At 69.4% G+C, this 18,464-nt stretch carries 14 protein-coding genes and 4 pseudogenes; 9 read left to right on the top strand and 9 right to left on the bottom strand.

What is annotated here, in order from left to right; all coding sequences use genetic code 11:
- Window positions 1–78 precede the first annotated feature (78 nt).
- The 3 genes from ACFVX4_RS37720 to ACFVX4_RS37730 form a co-directional block, all read right to left on the bottom strand.
- Window positions 79–1,089: a recombinase family protein gene (locus ACFVX4_RS37720; RefSeq protein WP_389986751.1), complete on the bottom strand. Its 1,011-nt coding sequence runs from the start codon at window positions 1,087–1,089 to the stop codon at window positions 79–81.
- A 239-nt stretch (window positions 1,090–1,328) separates the two neighbouring features.
- Entirely contained in the window at window positions 1,329–1,877 is a 549-nt protein-coding gene (locus ACFVX4_RS37725) for a hypothetical protein (protein ID WP_389986754.1), read from the bottom strand.
- Between the two features lie 21 nt (window positions 1,878–1,898).
- Window positions 1,899–2,639, bottom strand: a complete 741-nt coding sequence (locus ACFVX4_RS37730; RefSeq protein WP_389986757.1) for an alpha/beta hydrolase — start codon at window positions 2,637–2,639, stop codon at window positions 1,899–1,901.
- Between the two features lie 92 nt (window positions 2,640–2,731).
- Here ACFVX4_RS37730 and ACFVX4_RS37735 point away from each other — a divergent pair, with 92 nt between their 5' ends.
- Entirely contained in the window at window positions 2,732–3,349 is a 618-nt protein-coding gene (locus tag ACFVX4_RS37735) for a TetR/AcrR family transcriptional regulator (protein ID WP_389986760.1), read from the top strand.
- Window positions 3,350–3,600: 251 nt separating this feature from the next.
- Here ACFVX4_RS37735 and ACFVX4_RS37740 read toward each other — a convergent pair.
- Window positions 3,601–4,593: pseudogene (locus ACFVX4_RS37740) on the bottom strand (transposase); the annotation flags it as partial.
- Between the two features lie 133 nt (window positions 4,594–4,726).
- Here ACFVX4_RS37740 and ACFVX4_RS37745 point away from each other — a divergent pair.
- Window positions 4,727–4,891, top strand: a pseudogene (locus ACFVX4_RS37745) (DUF4158 domain-containing protein); the annotation flags it as partial.
- 46 nt (window positions 4,892–4,937) lie between these two features.
- Here ACFVX4_RS37745 and ACFVX4_RS37750 read toward each other — a convergent pair.
- Window positions 4,938–5,597, bottom strand: a complete 660-nt coding sequence (locus tag ACFVX4_RS37750) for a hypothetical protein (RefSeq protein ID WP_389986762.1) — start codon at window positions 5,595–5,597, stop codon at window positions 4,938–4,940.
- Window positions 5,483–5,842: a recombinase family protein gene (locus ACFVX4_RS37755; protein ID WP_389986765.1), complete on the bottom strand. Its 360-nt coding sequence runs from the start codon at window positions 5,840–5,842 to the stop codon at window positions 5,483–5,485. The genes ACFVX4_RS37750 and ACFVX4_RS37755 overlap by 115 nt, the downstream gene beginning before the upstream one ends.
- Before the next feature lie 261 nt (window positions 5,843–6,103).
- Here ACFVX4_RS37755 and ACFVX4_RS37760 point away from each other — a divergent pair, with 261 nt between their 5' ends.
- Window positions 6,104–6,829: a dienelactone hydrolase family protein gene (locus ACFVX4_RS37760; protein ID WP_382957847.1), complete on the top strand. Its 726-nt coding sequence runs from the start codon at window positions 6,104–6,106 to the stop codon at window positions 6,827–6,829.
- A gap of 19 nt (window positions 6,830–6,848) precedes the next feature.
- Here ACFVX4_RS37760 and ACFVX4_RS37765 read toward each other — a convergent pair.
- Window positions 6,849–9,304 (bottom strand): annotated as a pseudogene (locus ACFVX4_RS37765) (Tn3 family transposase); the annotation flags it as partial.
- An 8-nt stretch (window positions 9,305–9,312) separates the two neighbouring features.
- Between ACFVX4_RS37765 and ACFVX4_RS37770 the strand changes: the two are divergent.
- Together ACFVX4_RS37770 and ACFVX4_RS37775 are read left to right on the top strand one after the other, a co-directional pair.
- Window positions 9,313–10,428 (top strand): hypothetical protein, encoded by a 1,116-nt coding sequence (locus ACFVX4_RS37770; protein WP_389986768.1) that lies wholly within the window; start codon window positions 9,313–9,315, stop codon window positions 10,426–10,428.
- A 9-nt stretch (window positions 10,429–10,437) separates the two neighbouring features.
- Entirely contained in the window at window positions 10,438–11,631 is a 1,194-nt protein-coding gene (locus tag ACFVX4_RS37775; RefSeq protein ID WP_389986771.1) for a transposase, read from the top strand.
- Between the two features lie 85 nt (window positions 11,632–11,716).
- Here ACFVX4_RS37775 and ACFVX4_RS37780 read toward each other — a convergent pair whose 3' ends face one another.
- Window positions 11,717–13,033 carry an MFS transporter gene (locus ACFVX4_RS37780; RefSeq protein ID WP_389986774.1) on the bottom strand — a complete coding sequence of 439 codons (1,317 nt, stop codon included), beginning with the start codon at window positions 13,031–13,033 and terminating at the stop codon, window positions 11,717–11,719.
- Window positions 13,034–13,122: 89 nt separating this feature from the next.
- On the opposite strand from ACFVX4_RS37780, the gene ACFVX4_RS37785 reads away from it, so the two are divergent.
- Together ACFVX4_RS37785 and ACFVX4_RS37790 are read left to right on the top strand one after the other, a co-directional pair.
- Window positions 13,123–14,103 (top strand): ArsR/SmtB family transcription factor, encoded by a 981-nt coding sequence (locus ACFVX4_RS37785; protein WP_389986777.1) that lies wholly within the window; start codon window positions 13,123–13,125, stop codon window positions 14,101–14,103.
- Window positions 14,104–14,409: 306 nt separating this feature from the next.
- A complete protein-coding gene (locus ACFVX4_RS37790) occupies window positions 14,410–15,321 on the top strand; it encodes a recombinase family protein (protein WP_389986780.1) in 912 nt (303 codons plus the stop codon).
- A gap of 6 nt (window positions 15,322–15,327) precedes the next feature.
- Here the strand turns inward: ACFVX4_RS37790 and ACFVX4_RS37795 are convergent, their stop codons facing one another.
- On the bottom strand, window positions 15,328–15,996 hold the full coding sequence (locus ACFVX4_RS37795) for a Tn3 family transposase (protein WP_389986783.1): 669 nt from the start codon (window positions 15,994–15,996) through the stop codon (window positions 15,328–15,330).
- Window positions 15,997–16,184: 188 nt separating this feature from the next.
- On the opposite strand from ACFVX4_RS37795, the pseudogene ACFVX4_RS37800 reads away from it, so the two are divergent.
- Together ACFVX4_RS37800 and ACFVX4_RS37805 are read left to right on the top strand one after the other, a co-directional pair.
- Window positions 16,185–16,652: pseudogene (locus tag ACFVX4_RS37800) on the top strand (MarR family transcriptional regulator).
- Window positions 16,653–16,848: 196 nt separating this feature from the next.
- Entirely contained in the window at window positions 16,849–18,411 is a 1,563-nt protein-coding gene (locus tag ACFVX4_RS37805) for an FAD-dependent monooxygenase (protein ID WP_389986786.1), read from the top strand.
- Window positions 18,412–18,464 lie beyond the last annotated feature (53 nt).

Consider the following 18,464-nt stretch of genomic DNA (forward strand, 5'->3'; position numbering starts at 1 on the left):
ACGGACCTCTTCCATCTCCTCAGGTGTCACACCTGAAAGAAGATCACAACCCTACTCCTGCTTGATCATCCGGGGTACCTAACAAAGCCCTATTAGGGCCTTGGTTTCTGTGCGGGGGTCAGGTACTTCGCCGCCGGTGAGGGCGGCGAAGTCGGCGTGCGCCTGCTCGACGGCCTCGGGATACGCCTCGCGCTTGGCATGCTCGGCCAAGGCCCGGTAGACGCTCGCCACCGAGGGGTTCTGTCCCTTGCGCTTGCCGGTGGGGATGATGAGGTCTGGCTGGATCTGCTCGACGGACTCACCAAGAGCCCTGCGGCGGAGAACGGTGTGGAGCATGTCGTCGGTGATGACCGGCGGCCGACCGCCGTGCTTGCCCTTGCGGGCCGCAGTGTCGAGCCCTTCGAGCGTCGATTCCCGGATGTTCTCCCGCTCGGTCTCCGCCATTGCCGCGAAGAACGCGAAGAGCAGCTTTCCGGGGCCGCTGGGGTCGTACATCCCCGGGAGCGGTCCGGCGAGCATCTCCAGGACCAGGCCGTGTGCGGTGAGATGGTCCGCGAGGGCGGTCAGCTCTGCCGAGTCCCGTCCCAGCCTCTTCATCTCGTACACCGTGAAGATCACGCGGCAGTGCGGGGCGTGGGCCTTGATCTCCCGCGCGGTCTTGAGTGCCTCCTCGAACTGCGGACGTACGCGGATCCGGGTGCTGATCTTCTCGCTGAAGATTTTGTCCCGCGGGATGCCGTGCTGGGTGAGCGCGTCGAGCTGTGAGTCGAGATCCTGGCTGCGGTGTGACCATCTCGCGTACCCGATGCGGATGTCCGCGCCCGGCGGGTCCGGGTCGATGGGGGCCGGCGGCGGGGTGCCGGGCCGCCACGGCTGTCCGGGCCCACGGTCGGCGGGGGTGGGCACCCGCAGGAGTTTGGCGAGCCGGGGCACTTTGGTGAAGCGGCCGGTGTGGTAGGCGGAGGCGACAGCTCCGGAGCGCGAGCGGCACGGCGAGCCCGGCTGTGCGTCACACTTCGGGCAGGGGCGGCGTTCGACATCGTCCGCGTCCGACTGGTCGGACGCGGACGGGTCGTGAGGGTCCGTCATGACCCCGGATTTTCGCACAATGCAAGTCTCAGAAGGGGGTCGCTCCCACTTTTGAGTGAGAACAGGTTCCGAGAACCCATCCAAGATCGTCAAGGGTTCGGCGCCCCGTTTTTGATCTTGCTCGGGCAAAGGGTCGTTTGTGAGAGACGTAACGTCGCCGCGGTTACGGATAAGGCATCTACGGCGGATCTTGCCAACTCCTCCCTGCAACTTGGGTGCGACGCCTGGGGTCTGCCCGCTTACTTGTGGTCACGGAGGAAGGCCGGGATGTCGGCTCGGGTCGGGTAGTCAGGCAGCGGTGCGGGCTTGTCTTGGAGGAATGCGGTGATGACGGCTGCTGCTCGTTGGTCGTTGTCACCCAGGCCGTTCCACATGTGGTGGCCGACGCCGGGCATGTACTGGGTGCGCTGGATGGCGGGGTTGTCCGCGAGGATGGTTGTCTGCCACTGCCGGACCTGGGAGGAGCACTCGGCGATCATCAGCATCGCGGGTGTCCGGGAGCGCCTCAGCTGGGGGGCGATGGAGGGGGAGTCTTTGATCGTTTGCTGGATGCGGAGGCTGGCGGCGGCGCTGAAGGAGAAGTTCTGCTCCGTGTCCTCGACCGGGATGCGGTGCGCGTCCCGCGCGCAGTAGGCGGACGCGGTGTCGCTGCCGAGATCGGCGGCGGTGAAGGCGTTGTCGCCTTCTGCCTGTCCTACCAGCCCATTGTCAGGGCTGAGCAGTCCGAGCCGCATGAGGCCGAAGGCGACCGCGTACCGCGGGACGTGGGTGGAGCGCGGTACGGTCATGGCCGGTGCGATGCCGCGGGCCTACGGTCGACCTTTCTGCCCCGCGATCCGGGCGGTGGGGCCGTCCATCGGGCCTGGCTCGGCGATGACCGCCCGGCGCAGGTGGGCGGCGATGGCCGGGTCGGCAAGCGCGCGGGTGAGCACGACCGCGCCCGAGGAGAATCCCAGCATGTCGGCGCGGCCCTTACCGAGCTTGTCGACGAAGGCGCCGAGGTCATGGACGGACCGGGTGATCGAGTATTGGTCCATGGGCAGCAGGTCGCTGCGTCCACCGCCGGCCTGCTCGTAGGCGTACACGTCGTAGCCCTGTCCCGCGAACTGCTGCAGGAAGTGGTGGTCGAGCACCGAGATGCCGCGCACCGGCCCGCCGTTGAGGTAGACGAGCGGAACGCGATGGCGGGGGCTGTTGCCGGTGGGCGGGTAGTGGTAGACCGCGACCCGGCTGCCGGTGGACAGGCGCCAGTGCTCGGTGGTTACGAACGACAGGGCGGCCGGGTAGCGGCGCGTCGTTGGGATGGTGGGGACGCACACCGACAGCGTCAGGGTCGCTGCGACGAGCACCGGCAGGAATGGCACCAGCCGTCCCCGCCAGGAGCGGCGGCGGCCCCGCCACAGCGCTGCGAGAACCGCGATCCCGACAGCCGCGGACCATGCGACGAATCCCGATCCCGCGCCGTCGGTGGCGACGATCAGCGCCAGGAAGAAGGCGGCCAGCCCCACCACCGCGGCGACAGCCGCCAGCAGGCGGCCGACAAGGCGCAAGGGACGTATGACGGATGGTGAAATGGTGATCTCTCCAGCTTTTTGAAACGCCGTTTTGAAACGATGTTATCAGCACGGGTAAACTGCTTCCCATGGGAAGGCCGAGAACGAACGACGCCGCCGTCAGAGAACGGCTCGTGGCATGCGCGACCGAGATGTTCGCCACCCGTCCCCAGGAGTCGGTCACAGTCCGCGCGCTGGCCACCGCCGCCGGAACGTCGACGGCGGCGGTGTACACGTTGTTCCAGGGGAAGGACGGACTGATCCGCGAGGTGCGCGACCAGGCGGTCGCCGGCCTGTTCCAGGACCTGACGGCTGTTCCCGGCTCGGAGGCCGCCCTGGAGGATCTGTACGCGTTGGCCGCGGCGTATCGCCATTGGGGACGCGAACACCGCCACCTGTACACGGTGTTGTTCGGTGGCGCACAGTCCTTCGTCCCGTCGAACCGGGTCGGCGACCGAGACCCGGTGCGACCGCTTGTCGCGGCGATCGACCGCGCCGTGGCGGACCATATCCTCGCGGGCGACACCACACTGATCGCCGTATCGTTGTGGGTCGCCCTGCACGGGCTCGTGACCCTCGAACTCGCCGGGAGCCTCGACGGCACCGCAGCCGACACCGCGTTCCGGTCAACGATTGATGCCGTACTGCGCGGCTGGGCATCCCCCGCCGCCTTCCCTGGCCTTCGACGCCCAGACCCGGCGCCGTGAAGCGGTTACTCCGTAGCCACACGAAAACGACCGGCAGAGGGCCGAGTCGATACGTACGCGCCCCGGCTGGCACAGAGCGGTTCACGGCTATCGCTACCAGCCTCATCAACCACTGCCGACTCACCAAGTGAAACGACGTCTATAAGTTCTGATCCTGGGCCCGGTGCCGGAGGCTGGGTGAAGGAGTAGCGGCCGAGGAAGGACGTGGCCGTACCGAAGCGGGGAGAGCCGGACGGCCGACCCTGGAGACTTCAGGCCGAGCCTGGCCAGCCACCCGCTGGCTGGGCAGTGGGCGCTTCCGGCGCGGTACGGGGGCCGGAAACCCTGGCCGCCGCCGCGGCTGCAGCCAGTTCGAGGTGGGAGTTCATGTCCAGCTCGAACCGGCCGTAGGGGTTCACATGAGTCCAGAACAGCGGGGACAGAGCCCGCCGATCGGCGTCGGTGAGCCGCTTCTGCCACTTCTCCTCGCTCAGGATGTCCTGGAGGAGCAGGGTGTTGACGTGCACCAACGCCGACTGGAGCAGGTGCAGCGCCAGCATCGAGACTTCCTGGCTCTCCTTGTCGGAGCCGGTCAAGTCGCCGTCCTTGCCGTAGAACAGGTCGTGGTTGGCGGAGTTCCAGTTCTCCACGACCTGAAGCCCGTCGTTGATCTCGCGCCGCAGTTCCGCGGCGGCGAGGTAGTCGCAGATGAACGCCGTGCGCACCGCGCGGCCCAGTTCCGCGATTGCCCGGTACGTCGGATGCTTTGGCCCGCCGCGCGTGAAGCGCCGCAGGACCTGCTCGGCCTCAGCGGTGCCCAGGCGCTGGGCGGTGGTGTACTTCACGATCTGGTCGTACTGCTGGCGGGTCAGGTCCCAGTCGATCGTCTTGGTCGACAGCACCGGCGCCAGGTTTGGCCACTTCTCGTCCTCCCCGGCCGCCGGCCGGTACAGCCGCGCCGAGCCGACGTTCTTCAGCCTCGGGAGCAGGTTGAAACCGAGCATGTGGGCGAAGGCGAACCCGACGATGGAGGCGCCGTGCGTGTCGGTGTACTGCCGATCGATCTCCACGTCCGTGCAGTGCCGCAGCACACCCTCGATCATCGCGGCGACCTCGGACGCCGAACACGACTTGAGCTGACTGTAGACGCACAGCGACTTCTTCTCGACGTGCCAATAGATCATCACTCCGGGGCCGCGGTACCGCTGGTGCCACTCGGTCATGAAGTTCGAGGACCAGGAGCCGAACTTCTTGCTGTCCGAGGCCGGCCTCGGGGAACATCGGTACAGCGGTTATCGGTGAGAACGATCATGGTCGGCTAGCACAGTGATCCACTTCGCCGCTGGGGTTCGGTGAAACGCCTCCGGGCCTGCTCCGGTGCTGGCTACGGTCCGGCTAGTGCCGGTGGAATTTCTGAGTGATGAGCAGGCCGAGGCGTACGGGAAGTTCGCCGAGGAGCCGACCCGCCCCGAGCTGGAGCGGTTCTTCTTCCTGGACGATGTGGACCGGGATCTGATCGCGCTATGGCGCTCAAAGCATCACCAGCTCGGCTTCGCCCTACAGGCCCTGAAATCCTAGCTCAGACACCAGCCGCAAAGTAGCTCCGTGGTCAGTGGCTGAGGGTGTTGACGCGGTTCTCGTACTCGCGCCGGGCCTTGCGCTGGGCCGGGATCGCGGCGGAGCTGTCGAGTGCCTGACAGTGAGCGAGGAGTTGGCGGTGGATCGCAGGGGTGGCGCTGACGCGCAGGGTGTAGCCCTGGCCGCGTCGTACGGGCACACCTTTCTCCAGCGCAGTCCGCTCGGCGGGCTCCAGTTCGGCAGCGCGTAGGAAGTCGGCGACCTTGCCGGGCATGTCGAGGGTGATGGGCAGCTCCGGCGCCGGGGCGTCCTGGTCGGTGGCGTGCTCGGGCAGGAGGTCGGCGACGGCCGTGCGGATGGCGCCGCGGCTGACGCCATGCTCGCGGGCCAGGGCAGCGATGGACTGGCCCTTCAGGTACGCGGTGCGTACGTCGGCGACGGTGTCGCCCGCGAGGGCGGGGCGGCGTCCGCCCTTGTTGCCCTTGGCCTCGGCGGCCCGTAGTCCGTCGTACGTCAGCTCGCGCTGGAGATCGCGCTGGAGTTCGCCGGCGGCGGCGAGGGTCTGCACCATGAACTTCACGGTGGATAGCAGTTCGCCGGTGCGCGGGTGGCGGGCGGTGAGGTCCATGCCGGAGAAGGCGCCGTCGTGGATGCGCAGGGCGAGCCGGTCGCGGTGCAGGACGTCGAGCACGTCGAGGATGTGCCCGGGCCGCGCACCAGGCGGAACATCTCGGAGATGTGCACGGTGTCGCCCGGCCGCGCGTAGTCGAGCAGCTTGCCGAACTTCGGGCGCTGGAGCGGGTGGAGGCGGCTGGAGGTGCCGGCCTCTTCCTCGAAGACGACGGGGTCCTCGATTTCGGCTTCGGCCAGGACGAGGTTCTGGCGGTCGGTCGATTGCTGGTCGGTCGACACCCGCTTGTAGACGAGATTGGCCACGCTCTTCCCCGCCTCTGTCGCCGCATCGGACCTCGACTGTCATCTAAACCTGTCGTCAACTGCCATCGGATCTCATTGGATCCGAGTCGTCGCCAGGCCCTGAAAATCCGGGGTTCATTGGACGCCCGCCGAACCTGTCGCCATTCGATCGTTTGCCGACAGGAGGACGACGCGTCCGGGTGTTGTAGTCGGGACAGACTGCTGTCTGCCATCGGTGAACACCACCCCGAGCGGGCGCAACGGTCATTACCGTCCAGACTCATGACAACGATTACGACGCGTACAGTCGAGTATCCGGCCGACGGTTTGACGATGATCGGGCACCTCGCGCTCCCGGCCGGTGTCGACCGCCGGCCCGCGGTGCTGCTCGGACCAGAGGGCACGGGGCTCAGCGACGTCGAGCGCCGCAGGGCCGATGCTCTCGCCGAGCTGGGATATGTAGTGCTGGCCTTCGACCTTCACGGTGGGCGCTATTTGGGGGACCCCGAGGAGATGCTGGCCCGTTGCATGCCGCTGCTCGCCGACCCCGACCGGATGCGGGGCATCGGCCATGCGGCGCTCGACGTGTTGCGCACCGAACCGCGGACCGACCCCGATCGGATAGCCGCCGTCGGCTACGGCACCGGGGGCGCCATCGCGCTGGAACTCGGGCGCGATGGCGTCAACCTGCGCGCGATCGGGACAGTCAACGCAACTACCACGGGCCGACCGGGCGAGGCGGCGCGCATTCGCTGCCCGGTGTGGGCCGGGGTCGGGTCGGAAGACCCGATCATGCCGCCCGCCCAACGGGACGCGTTCACCGCAGAGATGGAGGCTGCGGGCGTCGACTGGCGCCTCGTGGTTTACGGGGGAGCCCTTCACGCCTTCCACCATCCACCGGTCGACCACACCGTGCGTCCCGGCGTCGGCTACCACCCACGGCACGCACAGCGAGCCTGGCGTGACGTCGTCGCTCTGCTCGCCGAGTGCCTGCCCGTCACGGATTGATCCGATCGGCTCCTGATACTCACTCCTGCCCGCCGTCGTCGTCTTCGTCCAGCTCCGACGCCTCCGGGTCGCGCAGCGGGCGCAGGGCGCCGGCGGCCGGGGTCGAGGCCGTGAAGCTGTAGCGGCCGAGCAGGTTCAGGTTGCGGTGCTTGAGCGGGGAGAGCCGGGCGATGTCCTCGTCCCGTATCTCGTGGCCCTCGGCCTTCAGCTGGGCGACGGCGGCGTCGATGTAGCGGGTCGTCCAGAGCACGATGGCGTTGAGGACCAGGCCGAGCGCGCCGAGCTGGTCCTCCATCCCGTCCCGGTACGCCTGGTGGATGGTGCCGCGCTTGCCGTGGCACACGTCGCGGGCGAGCTTGTGGCGGGACTCCTGCACGGTGAGCTGGCGGTTCATCTGCCGGCGGTAGGTGTCGTCCACCGGGTCGACCACGCGCAGCAGGTGCTCGGTCTTCGCGATCCGCCCGTACTCCGCGAACGCCGCCCCCAGTGGGGTCGGGCGCCCCTCGAGCCCGAACATGCGCAGCAGGTCGTAGGCGCGGACCTGGTTGGTGACCAGGGAACCGGCGACTTTCAGCATGTCCGGCCAGTGCGTGATCACCTTGTTCAGGTTGACCCGGTTGCGGGCCAGGTCCTCCACCACGCCGTATGTGCCCGTCTCGACGCCGGGCATCGTGGCCCGCCAGAACCGCTGGTCGTCCAAGTCGCGGAACCGCGGACTGAAGTTGTAGCCGAGGATCTTGAACAGACCGAACACCATGTCGGAGTACGACGCGTTGTCGGTCGGTCGCCACCATCTCCGGCTTCACCCCGCCGTCCAGGTTCAGCAGGGCGTCCAGGATGTGCAGCGAGTCGCGCGGGGTGCCGGGCACGACCATCTGCCCGACGCCCGCGACCTGGTCGTTGACCGCGTTGAGCCAGGTGATGCCCCGCTTGAAGCCGAAGTACTTCGGCGACGGTGCCGCGTTCACGGTCCGGACGGGGACGACGAACCGCAGGCCGTCCACGGAGGCGAGCAGCCCGTCGCCCCAGAACTGCACGATCGGGATCTCGGCCTGGGCCGCGATCGGCGCGGCGTTCGCCGCGGCGATGGTGTCGGCCCGCAGGTAGTACTGATCGACGTGCGCGAGCCGGGCCCGGGTCAACGCCTCGTAGCCGGGGTTGACCACCGGGGCCAGGCCGATGTTGCACGCCTCGGAGACCAGCAGCGCGACCATGGAGGTGGGCAGGTCCTTCATCCGGGTGGTGCCGTCCCCGAGGTGCACGAAGGCGTCGAGGAACCCGGTCCAGGCGTTCACCTCGAACTAAAGGTCCGGCAGGTCGATCTTCGGGAGCATCTTCTCGACCCGTTTGCGCAGCCAGGTCAGGGACTTCGGCTCGCCGAGCGCGCCGAGCTTGTCGACGTTCAGCTTCACCCGCCCGTCGTCCTGCACCTCGATGGAGACCTTCGCCGCCGGCCCCGCCTCCTCCAGCCGTTCGGCGAGCTGCTTCCACCCGGCATCCAGGCCGCGCACCAGCTCCGCCAGGTGCTCGGCGACGGGCATGTCCAGGCTCAACCCGGCCAGCACGTCCTCCTCGACCGCCTCCCAGTCGGGCCCGTCCAGCAGACGGGCGCGCGGGTTGGACCAGCGGTGCGAGGGCGAGGCGAACACATCGCGGTTGTTCAGGGCCCGGTGCAGCTGCTCCAGCACGCACACCACGTACGCGTCCCGGTCCACCGCGCCCTGCGGCAGGTCGGGGTTGGCGTACACCGCCTTGCGCCAGGCCGGAGGCACCAACTTGTCGTCCACCTCGCGCGGCAGCAGCGGCTTCACCCCCACCTTCCGCCGCGCCAGCGCCGGAAGACCCCGCACCCCGGCCAGGACCCGCTTCCCGGCGCTCGCCGCGTCCAACGCCTTCGACTCTCCGAGCAGCGCAAGGAACGGGCGCACCGTGGCGTACCGGGTCGCCAGCGCGGCCCGCATCGGCCGTGTTCTCGTCCTCGGGCACCAGGGTCACCACGGTGGCCGCGGCGGTCATCACGGCGGCACGCGGGGCGACTTCCTCGACCGCTGCCCACAGAGCGGCCACGTCCAGGTCCGCACCGTGCTCCTCGACCAGCTCCAGCTCCTCGAACAGCACCTTCGCCGCCCGCGCGAGCGTGCGCGACGCCTTCTCCAGCTGCGGCAACGTCGACAGCCGCTCCTTCTCCGTTTTCCGCTTCGCCGTGTTCAGCAGCCGGGTGGCCATGAGGACCTGGAACAGGTCCAGTGCCTCGTCGATCGCCTTCGCCTCCAGGTGCCGCATCACCGCGGTCAGCATCGCCGTGCGCTTCGGTTCCGCCGCCCGCTCCAGCAGCGGCGCCTTCGACCCCAGCGCGTACCGGGCCAGCGCCGCCATCCGGTTCGGCGGGATCTGCGACAGCCTCAGCCTCCCCAGCCGGTACGCGCCGATCTCGTCCACCCGCTCCAGCGCGCGGGCGAACGCCGTCCCGGTCGTTCACGTCGGTGCGGGAACTCGCCCTCCCGGACGGGCTGTTCGCGGACTGCTCGGAGAAGCTGGTGGCCGCGTGGCGGGCACGGGCGATCAAGATGTACCCCTCGGACTTCCGCGACACGAGCGAGGACGTACGGATCACGCTGCTCGCGGTGCTGTGCTCATCTCGGCAGGCGGAGATCACCGATGCCCTGGTCGACCTCCTGATCGCGCTGGTCCACAAGATCAACGCTCGCGCGGAGCGGCGGGTGGAGAAGCAGCTGACGGCGGAGCTGAGGAGGGTCCGGGGTAAGGAGGGGATCCTCTTCAAGCTGGCGGAGGCCGCGGTCGGCAAGCCGGACGAGGTCGTACGGCGGGCGCTGTATCCGGTGGTCGGCGAGAAGACGCTGCGCGACCTGGTGGCCGAGGCGAAGGCGAACGAGAAGGTCTTCAAGGCGAAGGTCCGCACCACCCTGCGCTCCTCCTACAGCTCGTACTACCGGCAGATGCTGCCGCCGCTGCTGAACACGCTGGGCTTCAAGTGCAACAACACGGCCTACCAGCCGGTTATGGACGCCATGAAGCTGTTGAAGAAGTACGCCGATGTGGGCGGCAAGACCCGCTTCTATGACACCGCCGAGGACGAGCCGCCGATGGACGGCGTGGTGCGCAAGGACTGGCGCGAGGCGGTCGTCGACGACAAAGGCAGGGTCGAGCGCATCCCGTACGAGCTGTGCGTCCTGGTCGCGCTGCGGGACGCGGTGCGCCGTCGGGAGATCTGCTTCGAGGGCGCGGCCCGCTGGAAGAACCCGGAGGACGACCTGCCCGGTGATTTCGAGGCCACCCGCACCGTGCACTACGCCGCGATCCGCCAGCCGCTGAACCCCAGGGCGTTCATCGCGGACCTGAAGAAGCGGATTACCGGGGGCTTGGACGGACTGTCGGCCGCGCTCGCGGACGGCAGCGCGGGCGGGGTGAAGGTCACCACACGTCGGGGCGAGCCGTGGATCACCGTGCCGAAGCTGGAGCCGCTGGCCGAGCCGACCGGTCTGCAGGCGCTCAAGGACGAGGTCGTGCGGCGCTGGGGTGTCCTGGACCTGCTGGATGTGTTGAAGAACGCCGACTTCATGACCGGCTTCACCGACTAGTTCTCCTCGGTGGCCGCCTACGAGCGCATCGACCGTGATGTCCTTCAGCGCCGGCTGTTGCTTGCGCTGTTCGCGCTGGGCACGAACATGGGCATCCGCGCGATCGTGGCAACCGGCGAGCACGGCGAGAGCGAGGCCGCACCGCGGCACATCCGACGCCACTTCATCACCGTCGACAACCTCCGCGCCGCCGTCACGCGTCTGGTGAACGGCACCTTCGCCGCCCGCGATACCGCGTGGTGGGGCCGCGGCACGGCGTGCGCGTCGGATTCGAAGAAGTTTGGCTCCTGGTCGTCCAACTTCATGACCGAGTACCACGCCCGCTACGGCGGCAACGGCGTGATGATCTACTGGCACGTGGAGCGGAAAAACGTCTGCATCTACTCCCAGCTGAAGTCCTGTTCGTCGTCCGAGGTCGCGGCGATGATCGAGGGACGTTTGCGGCACTGCACGGACGCCGAGATCGAGGCGAACTACGTCGACACCCACGGCGCCTCGGTGGTCGGGTTCGCCTTCACCGAGCTGCTCAACTTCCGCCTGCTGCCCCGCTTGAAGAACATCGGCAGCATCCGCCTGTACCGCCCGGACGACACTCCGCCCGGCTGGCCGGCGCTCGGCGCCTCGTTGACGCGGCCGATCCGCTGGGACCTGATCGAGCAGCAGTACGATCAGATGGTGAAGTACGCGACCGCGCTCCGGCTCGGAACAGCGGAGGCGGAGCAGGTACTGCGGCGCTTCACCCGCGGCGGCCCCAAGCACCCCACCTACCAAGCCCTCGAAGAACTCGGCCGCGCCGTACGCACCATCTTCGCGTGCGACTACCTCGCCAGCCCCGGCCTGCGCCGCGAGATTCACGGCGGCCTCCAGGTCGTGGAGAACTGGAACTCGGCGAACACCGTGCTCCACCACGGCAAGGACGGCGCCCTGACCGGCCCGGACAAGGAACATGCCGAGACCTCGATGCTCGCCCTGCACCTGCTCCAGTCCGCGCTCGTGCACGTGAACACCCTGCTCGTGCAGCAGGTCCTGGCCGAACCGGCCTGGGCGAAGAAGCTGAGCGACGAGGACCGGCGTGGGCTGACCGCGCTGTTCTGGTCGAACGTCAACCCGTACGGCACCTTCCGCCTCGACATGGACAAGCGCCTCGACTTGGGGCTGCCCACCACTGTGTCCCGGCCCCGCACTTCGGCGGCCTCCGCATGAGCTACCGGGAATGACTGTCTGTCAGAGATACGTCGGGCCGGGGGTGGGGTGCGTGACGGCACGCGGCCGACCCGACCTGCGACGGTTACTGCGCAGGAGAACTACGCGCATGCTGTTCGGTGCCGTTCTCTGATCCCGTTGAGTCGTTCGGGACGGGGACCGGGGAGGTGGGCGGGTGCCAGGTGAGGATCCAGCCGGCGGTAAGCGCCGCCGCGCCGCCTGCCAGAGCGATTGCGCCGCCTGTTCCGATGCCTGCGGCCACCGAGCCGAAGCAGGCCGGCCCAACGCCCTGCAGCGTCATGTTGCCGGAGCCGAGCAGACCGAAGGCCTGGCCCTGGCCATCCTGCGGTAGGGCGTCCAGGAACGGCCGTTGCAGGCCGAGACCGTAGGCGAATCCGAAGCCGCAGAGCAGCAGCAGACAGGACGAGACGCCCACTCCGGGCTCGGCAGCGAAGCCGACCAGCGGCAGTCCCATCAGCGCAATCAACGGGACTACCAGTCGCTCCCGGGTGAGTGGCCGTAGGAGTCGGCCCACCAGCAGGTCGCCGACCAGCATGCCGACCGGCAGACAGCCCATCAGCACCGCGTACCAGCCGGGCGCGAAGTGGCGTCCTCCCGCGTAGGCGACGATCAGGCCTTCCGCGCCCGCTACGAACGCGACGGGTAGCCACTGGGCCAGCATCAGTCGTCGCACCGTGTGTTTGCGCAGCAGCAGGCCAGCACCGTGCAGGCTTGCCCGGACGGTGCCGCCTTCGCCCCGAGCGCTGCCGGGTGTGTCGCCGAACTCTCCTAGCTGCAGCCGGGGTAGCCCGATGCGGACAGCGAGCGCGCAGCCGAGGTAGAGGGCGGCGCTGACCGCGAGCGCCCGGCGCGGGCCGAGTACCGCGACGGCCGCACCTCCCAGCGCCAGACCGAACAATTGCGCGCCGGAGGCAGCGATGTTGTTCAGTGAACGGCCCAGTACATAGGCGTCGCCCTCCAGCGACTGCGCGACCAGCCGACTCGACGCGCCGTGAAACACCGGTGTGGCGAGGGCGACCAGCGCCACAACACCGAGGCTTGCCGCGACCGGCATCCGCACCAGGGCGAGCAGCAGGGCGGCGGCGCACGTCAAGGCGTAGCCGCCGGTGATGAGCGCGCGGGCCGGCAGTCGGTCGGCCAGTGAGCCCAGCAGCAGCGAGCCGAACAGCTGCGGGATGAAGCCGATACCGAAGGCCAGTGCGCTCAGCAGCGCGGAGCCGGTAGACGAGAAGACCAGCACCGAGAACGTGGTGATCCGCAGCGCGTCCGCAGTGATCGCGACGGTGCGGGTTGAGAAAAGCAGCCGGAATCGCAGCTCGGCCAGCACCTCCCGGTAGGTGGCACGGTGGTTGCCCTGCGCGGGCTCGGCGGTTGGAGTCATGACGCGCAGCCTCGCCGTGCGCCCACGCCACTCACCAATGATTCGTCGCTGGACGAATCAGAACAGACGTCCGGCGGTAGCATGGCGCGGTGCTCCGCTTCGAAGTCTCCGTCGAGGACCTGCTGCGCAGCCGCTTCGCACTGTCGCCCGCGATGGACCTGTGCTTCCTGCTACGCTCGCTCGCCGGCCAAGACCGGCCGCTGCCGCGAGCCTGGGCCACCCGGCTCCTGCCGACCTTTGAACGGCTTCGCCGCGAGAGCGAACTGAACGCCGCCCTCGCCCTGCACACCCCGCAATCCGGACCGAACTTCGTCGCCCCGCCCCCGCGCGGCCTCAACCAGACCTGGGCAGACGACCTAGCCATGATCCGGGCCACACCGCTGGAAGCGGCCCGCAACGAAATCGCCACCAACGCGACCGGCCCGTCCGCCCGTGATCCCCGCGTCCGCGCAGTGCTGGACTCGACGGACGCCGTCTCCAGGATCGCCGAGGCGATGGACCAGGCCTGGCACGAGCTGCTCGCCACGGACTGGCCGCAACTGCGCGCGATCTGTGAGCGCGACGTCGTGCACCGGGTGGGTGTGATCGGCGAACACGGATGGGTCACGACCATCGAGAGCCTGCACCCGAGCATCGCCTGGCAAGCCGGCGGTATCGAGATCGGCCACTTCCCTCAAGTCGGAACAGTCCGCCTCGCCGGCGACGGGCTCCTGCTGATCCCTTCGGTCTTCGTCGCGAATATCGCCGCCCACCTGGAAGACCCCTGGCCCAGGACCTTGATCTATCGTGCCCGCGGCACCGCCGCCCTGTGGGGCGAACAGGAGAGCGTCCCCCGACCGGACGCCCTGACCGCTCTGGTCGGCCGGTCCCGAGCCCGGCTGCTGTTGGCGCTGGACGCCCCGGCCAGTACCAGCCACCTCGCCCGAAGCCTCGCCATGACACCCGGCGCGGTAGGAGACCACCTCGCCATCCTGCGAGGCGCGGGACTGCTCGTCCGCGCCCGGTCCGGACGGTCGGTGCTCTACCGGCGCACCCCGCTCGGCGAGGCACTGGTCGCCGGTTCGGGCTGAGGGATCGGATCGGCACAGCAGCTCTACGACCAGCAGCTCGTCCGACTCCCCGGCGTCCAACACCTGACTCCACCGGGTCATGAAGAACGTCGTCCAGGACAGACCGCTGCCCGAATAGCCGCACCCTCGCCCCGGCCACCCTCTCTGTCGGCAAACGATCGTTTGACGACAGGCGGTCGACGTGTCCAATGAACCCGGACATTCCGGGACCTCGGAGCGCTGTCGATCCAATCAGATCCGATGGTGATTGATGACAGGGTTTAACGACAGATAGGGTCCGATTCTCCGTACGGAAGGGGCCCCTCGGTGGCGAACCTGGTCTACAAGCGGGTCTCGACCGACGAGCAGTCGACCGCCCGGCAGAACCTCGTCCTGGACGAGGCCGGCATCGAGGACCCGGTCGTCTTCGAGGACGGCGGCACCTCCAGCCGCCTCCACCCCCTCCAGCGGCCGAAGTTCCGCGCACTCCTCGACTACGCTCGGCCCGGGGACACCGTCCACATCTCCGAGATGTTCCGCCTCGTACGCGGCACTGGACACATCCTCGATGTCCTCGACGTCCTCCACCGCGACCAGGTCGCCCTGCGCATCCACGACGGCGCGTTCTCCGCGATGGACCTCACCGCCCGCCACCCGCGCACTGGCGAGCTGCTGTCCACCGTGAAGTTCATGGTGCAGACTCTCGCCGCCGCCGGCGAGCTCCAGCGCGAGCTGACCTACGACGGACTGCGCGCCGCCGAGGCCAAGGGCAGCAAGGGCGGACGCCGCCCCGCCGTCCCGGCCGACAAGACTGCCGCCGTCCGCACCGCGTACCTGGAGGGCCGCTTCATCGCCGCCCTCGCCCGTGACCACGAGGTCAGCCGCGGCGCCATCCGCACCGCCGTCGCCGACCTCCTGCCCGACCACACCGCCACCACGGAGGACGCCCCCACCCCGGAGCTGCCGGTCACCCTCGACATGCCGGGCAAGATCGCCGACTTCCTCCGCACCGCCGAACTGGAGCCCGCCGAGCGGGCCGCGCTCGACCAAGGGGTGGTCGTGCGGCGCGGCCAGGGGTATACCTTGCGCGTCACCGCCGTCCCGGCCGTGCACCACCGGCTCCTCACCCTCTGCCAGCCGCTCGACGGCAGCCAGGGCGCCCCGGCGGTCCCGGCTCAGCGCAAGGCCCGCCGCGAGTATGAGAACCGCGTCACCACGCTCGTACCGCCCGGACCATGATCAATCTCACCGATAACCGCTGTACCGATGTTCCCCGAGGCCGGAGGCGCACGCGGTGCCCTCGCCCCACCACGCCGCATCGCGGGCGGCGAAGGTGGCATTGACCAGCCGCGCCAGCGCCGCGCGTAGGTTGGTCCGGTTGACGAACAGGTGCCGTACCCGGCGCAGGACGGCCTCGCTCTCACCGTGCTTGCCGGTGACCGCGACCCGCTTGATGCCCATGTTCGTCCCCAGCGCGAACAGCACCAGCAGCAGCCGACGCCGCAGTACCGCCTTCGGGACCGCCTCCCTCGTGGCGACCGAGGTGAACTCGCCGGTGAAACCGGTGGCGAACTCGGCCTCCTTGAGGATGTCGATCAGGTCGATGGTGCCCCAGCGGCGTTCGATCTCCGCCTTCAGGGCGACGAGGTTCTCCGGCTCCTCCTGCTTGCCCAGCGGCGAGACCTTGATCCACGGCTCGCCATACCTCTTAACGATGTCCACCCCGCCCGTGGTGCCCAGCTCCAGCACGGTGTCGAACCAGGTCAGCGCCTCCCACAACCGCTTTTGAAGCGCCCCAATGTACTTCTCCGGGTCCTGCGGCTGGCGGATCGCGTCGTAGTGCACATCGCGGTTGTCCTCGAAGTCCGGCGGCAGATCGTCCTCCGGGTTTCGCCACCGGTTCGCCCCCGGCACCCAGATCTCCCGCCGCCGTCACCGGGCAAGCCATCGCGGTGGTCCAGGAACTGCTTCAGCAGTTGCTGGAGCCGCTCGGCGGCTATGACGCCCCGCGGACGCGCGTTCACCGACGAGCTGACGACCCTGCTCGACGCACCTCTCGCTCCATCCCTACCGAACGACGAGAGCACTCAGGGGAGAACACCATGACCACCACCGCACCCGTCGCCAACGCCCACGCCCTCGGCCTGGCCCACTACGCCGCCCGCGGCGTCCTGGAGCACGTCCTGGCCCGGCACGGCATCACGTTCCAGCAGTAGATCGCCCTGCGCGCCACCATCACCGCCGACGCCCCGCAGACGCCGAACGATCTCGTCACCCAGATCCGCGGCTCCCTCAAGGCCGATCCGGCCGACATCCTCGCCGCTCTCGACGAGCTGCTGGCCAAGCAGCTGCTCGTCGCGGACGGCGCGCACCTTCGCCCCGCGGCTGCAGGGCACGAGCTGATCGCCGCAGCCAGCGCGGAGACCGCCCCCATCACCGCCCGCATCTGGGGCGGGATACCCGCCGAGGACCTGGCCGCCGCCGGCCGCGTCCTCGCCCTGGTCACCGAGCGCGCCGACGCGGAGCTTGCGGCGCTGACCGCCCGACCGCCTGACCGCCCGACCGCCTGATCGCCCGACCACCTGGTCGAGCCGATCGAGGACCGGCCGGGACACCGGCGGGCGGCGGGTGAGGTAGCCGAGCAAGAGCGCGGACGGCCCGCTTCCCGTCCATCCTCGCGGCGCCGGTCCCTTGACATCGCGGCGCCTGTTGTGGCTGGTCAGGGCGGTGAAAGGGCCTCTTTGGCCCTCGGTCATAGTGGGCGCCATGGACTATGACGTAGTGGTGGCCGGAGGCGGCCCGGTCGGACTGATGCTGGCCTGCGAGCTCCGGCTCGGAGGCGCGCGGGTGGCCGTCCTGGAGCGTCTCACCGAAGTGGACCCGACGATCAAGGGCGGGGCGATCACCACGCCCAGCGCAGAGGCGCTCTACCGCAGGGGCATGCTGCCCGCGCTGGCCGAGGGGCAGCGGCAGGCGATGGACCGCTTCCAGGCATTCATGCGCGAGCGGAACGGCGGGGACGGAGGCGGGGCCGCGGGCCAAGGGCTCGGGTTCGTCGGGCACTTCGCCGGGATCATGCTGCGCGCCGACCTGGTCGACCGTACGGAGCCGGGCCTCGGCGACGCCGGACCCGCCGCCGAGATCGCTCTCGTGGCGCAGCAGGACATCGAGCGGCTGCTCGGCGGGCGGGCGGACGAGCTCGGCGTCGACGTGCGCCGGGGAGTGGAGCTGACCGGCTTCGACGCGGACGATGGGGCCGTCACCGTGCGGACGAGCGACGGGGCGATACGCGCTGGCTGGCTCGTGGGCTGCGACGGCGGCCGCAGCGCGGTCCGCAAGCTCGCGGGGTTCGAATTTCCCGGTACGGACCCGGAGATCACCTGTCACCAGGCGGTCGTGGAGATGACCGGCGCCGAGGACCTGAAGGTCGGCTGGACCGCCACGGACATCGGGGTGTACGCCTACGGGCCGATGCCGGGCCGCGTTGTCACCGTGGAGTTCGACGGCCCGCCGGCCGACCGGGACGCGCCGGTCACCACCGAGGACCTCCAGGCGCGGCTGCGCCGCGTATCCGGCGCGGACGTCACGATCACCGGGGTGCGGACCGCGACCCGCTTCACCGACCACGCCCGCCAGGTCACCGAGTACCGCAAGGGCCGGGTGCTGCTGGCGGGTGATGCGGCGCACGTGCACTCCGCGTTCGGGAGCCAGGGGCTGAGCCTGGGTATCGGGGACGCGATGAACCTCGGCTGGAAGCTCGCCGCAGTGATCGGCGGCCGGGCGCCGGAAGGGCTGCTGGACACGTACACCTCCGAGCGGCACCCGGTCGGTGCGTGGGTCCTGGACTGGACCCGGTCCCAGGTCGCGGCCATGCGCCCGGACCCGCAGTCCCGGGCCCTGCGCGAGATCGTCAGCGATCTGGCGGGGACGGTCGTGGGCACCACGTACCTCACCGCGCGGCTCAACGGTGCCGGGGTGCGGTACGAGCTGCCGGGCGAGCACCCGCTGACCGGCAGCAGCACCCCGGACCTCGAACTCACCGACGGCGGCCGCCTCGCGGACCACCTCCACGGCGGCCGGGCGCTCCTGCTCGACCTCACCGACGACCCGGAGCTCCGGGCCCTCGCTGCGGGGTATGCCGGCCGCGTCGACACCCTGACGGCCGGCTGCCCGTCCCGCCCGAAACTGGCGGCGGTCCTCGTCCGTCCGGACGGCTTCACGGCCTGGGCGGCCGACGCGGAGGCGCAGGCGCCGACGTCGACGGCCGGGCTGGCGGAGGCGCTGGAGGAGTGGTTCGGAGTGCCAGAGGGTGCGGTGACGCTGGGCTGATCCGCCGCTCTGCTGACTGACTCGAACCACGAGGCACCCGCCGCCACGCATAG

Source organism: Streptomyces sp. NPDC058240, assembly GCF_042882135.1.
In the GTDB taxonomy this organism is placed as follows: Bacteria; Actinomycetota; Actinomycetes; order Streptomycetales; family Streptomycetaceae; genus Streptomyces.

Excerpts from the sequence above, each read along its gene's own strand:
- ACFVX4_RS37720 (WP_389986751.1), bottom strand. The coding sequence starts at position 1,089 with ATGACGGACCCTCACGACCCGTCCGCGTCCGACCAGTCGGACGCGGAC.
- ACFVX4_RS37725 (WP_389986754.1), bottom strand. The coding sequence starts at position 1,877 with ATGACCGTACCGCGCTCCACCCACGTCCCGCGGTACGCGGTCGCCTTC.
- ACFVX4_RS37735 (WP_389986760.1), top strand. The coding sequence starts at position 2,732 with ATGGGAAGGCCGAGAACGAACGACGCCGCCGTCAGAGAACGGCTCGTG.
- ACFVX4_RS37760 (WP_382957847.1), top strand. The coding sequence starts at position 6,104 with ATGACAACGATTACGACGCGTACAGTCGAGTATCCGGCCGACGGTTTG.
- ACFVX4_RS37780 (WP_389986774.1), bottom strand. The coding sequence starts at position 13,033 with ATGACTCCAACCGCCGAGCCCGCGCAGGGCAACCACCGTGCCACCTAC.
- ACFVX4_RS37805 (WP_389986786.1), top strand. The coding sequence starts at position 16,849 with ATGGACTATGACGTAGTGGTGGCCGGAGGCGGCCCGGTCGGACTGATG.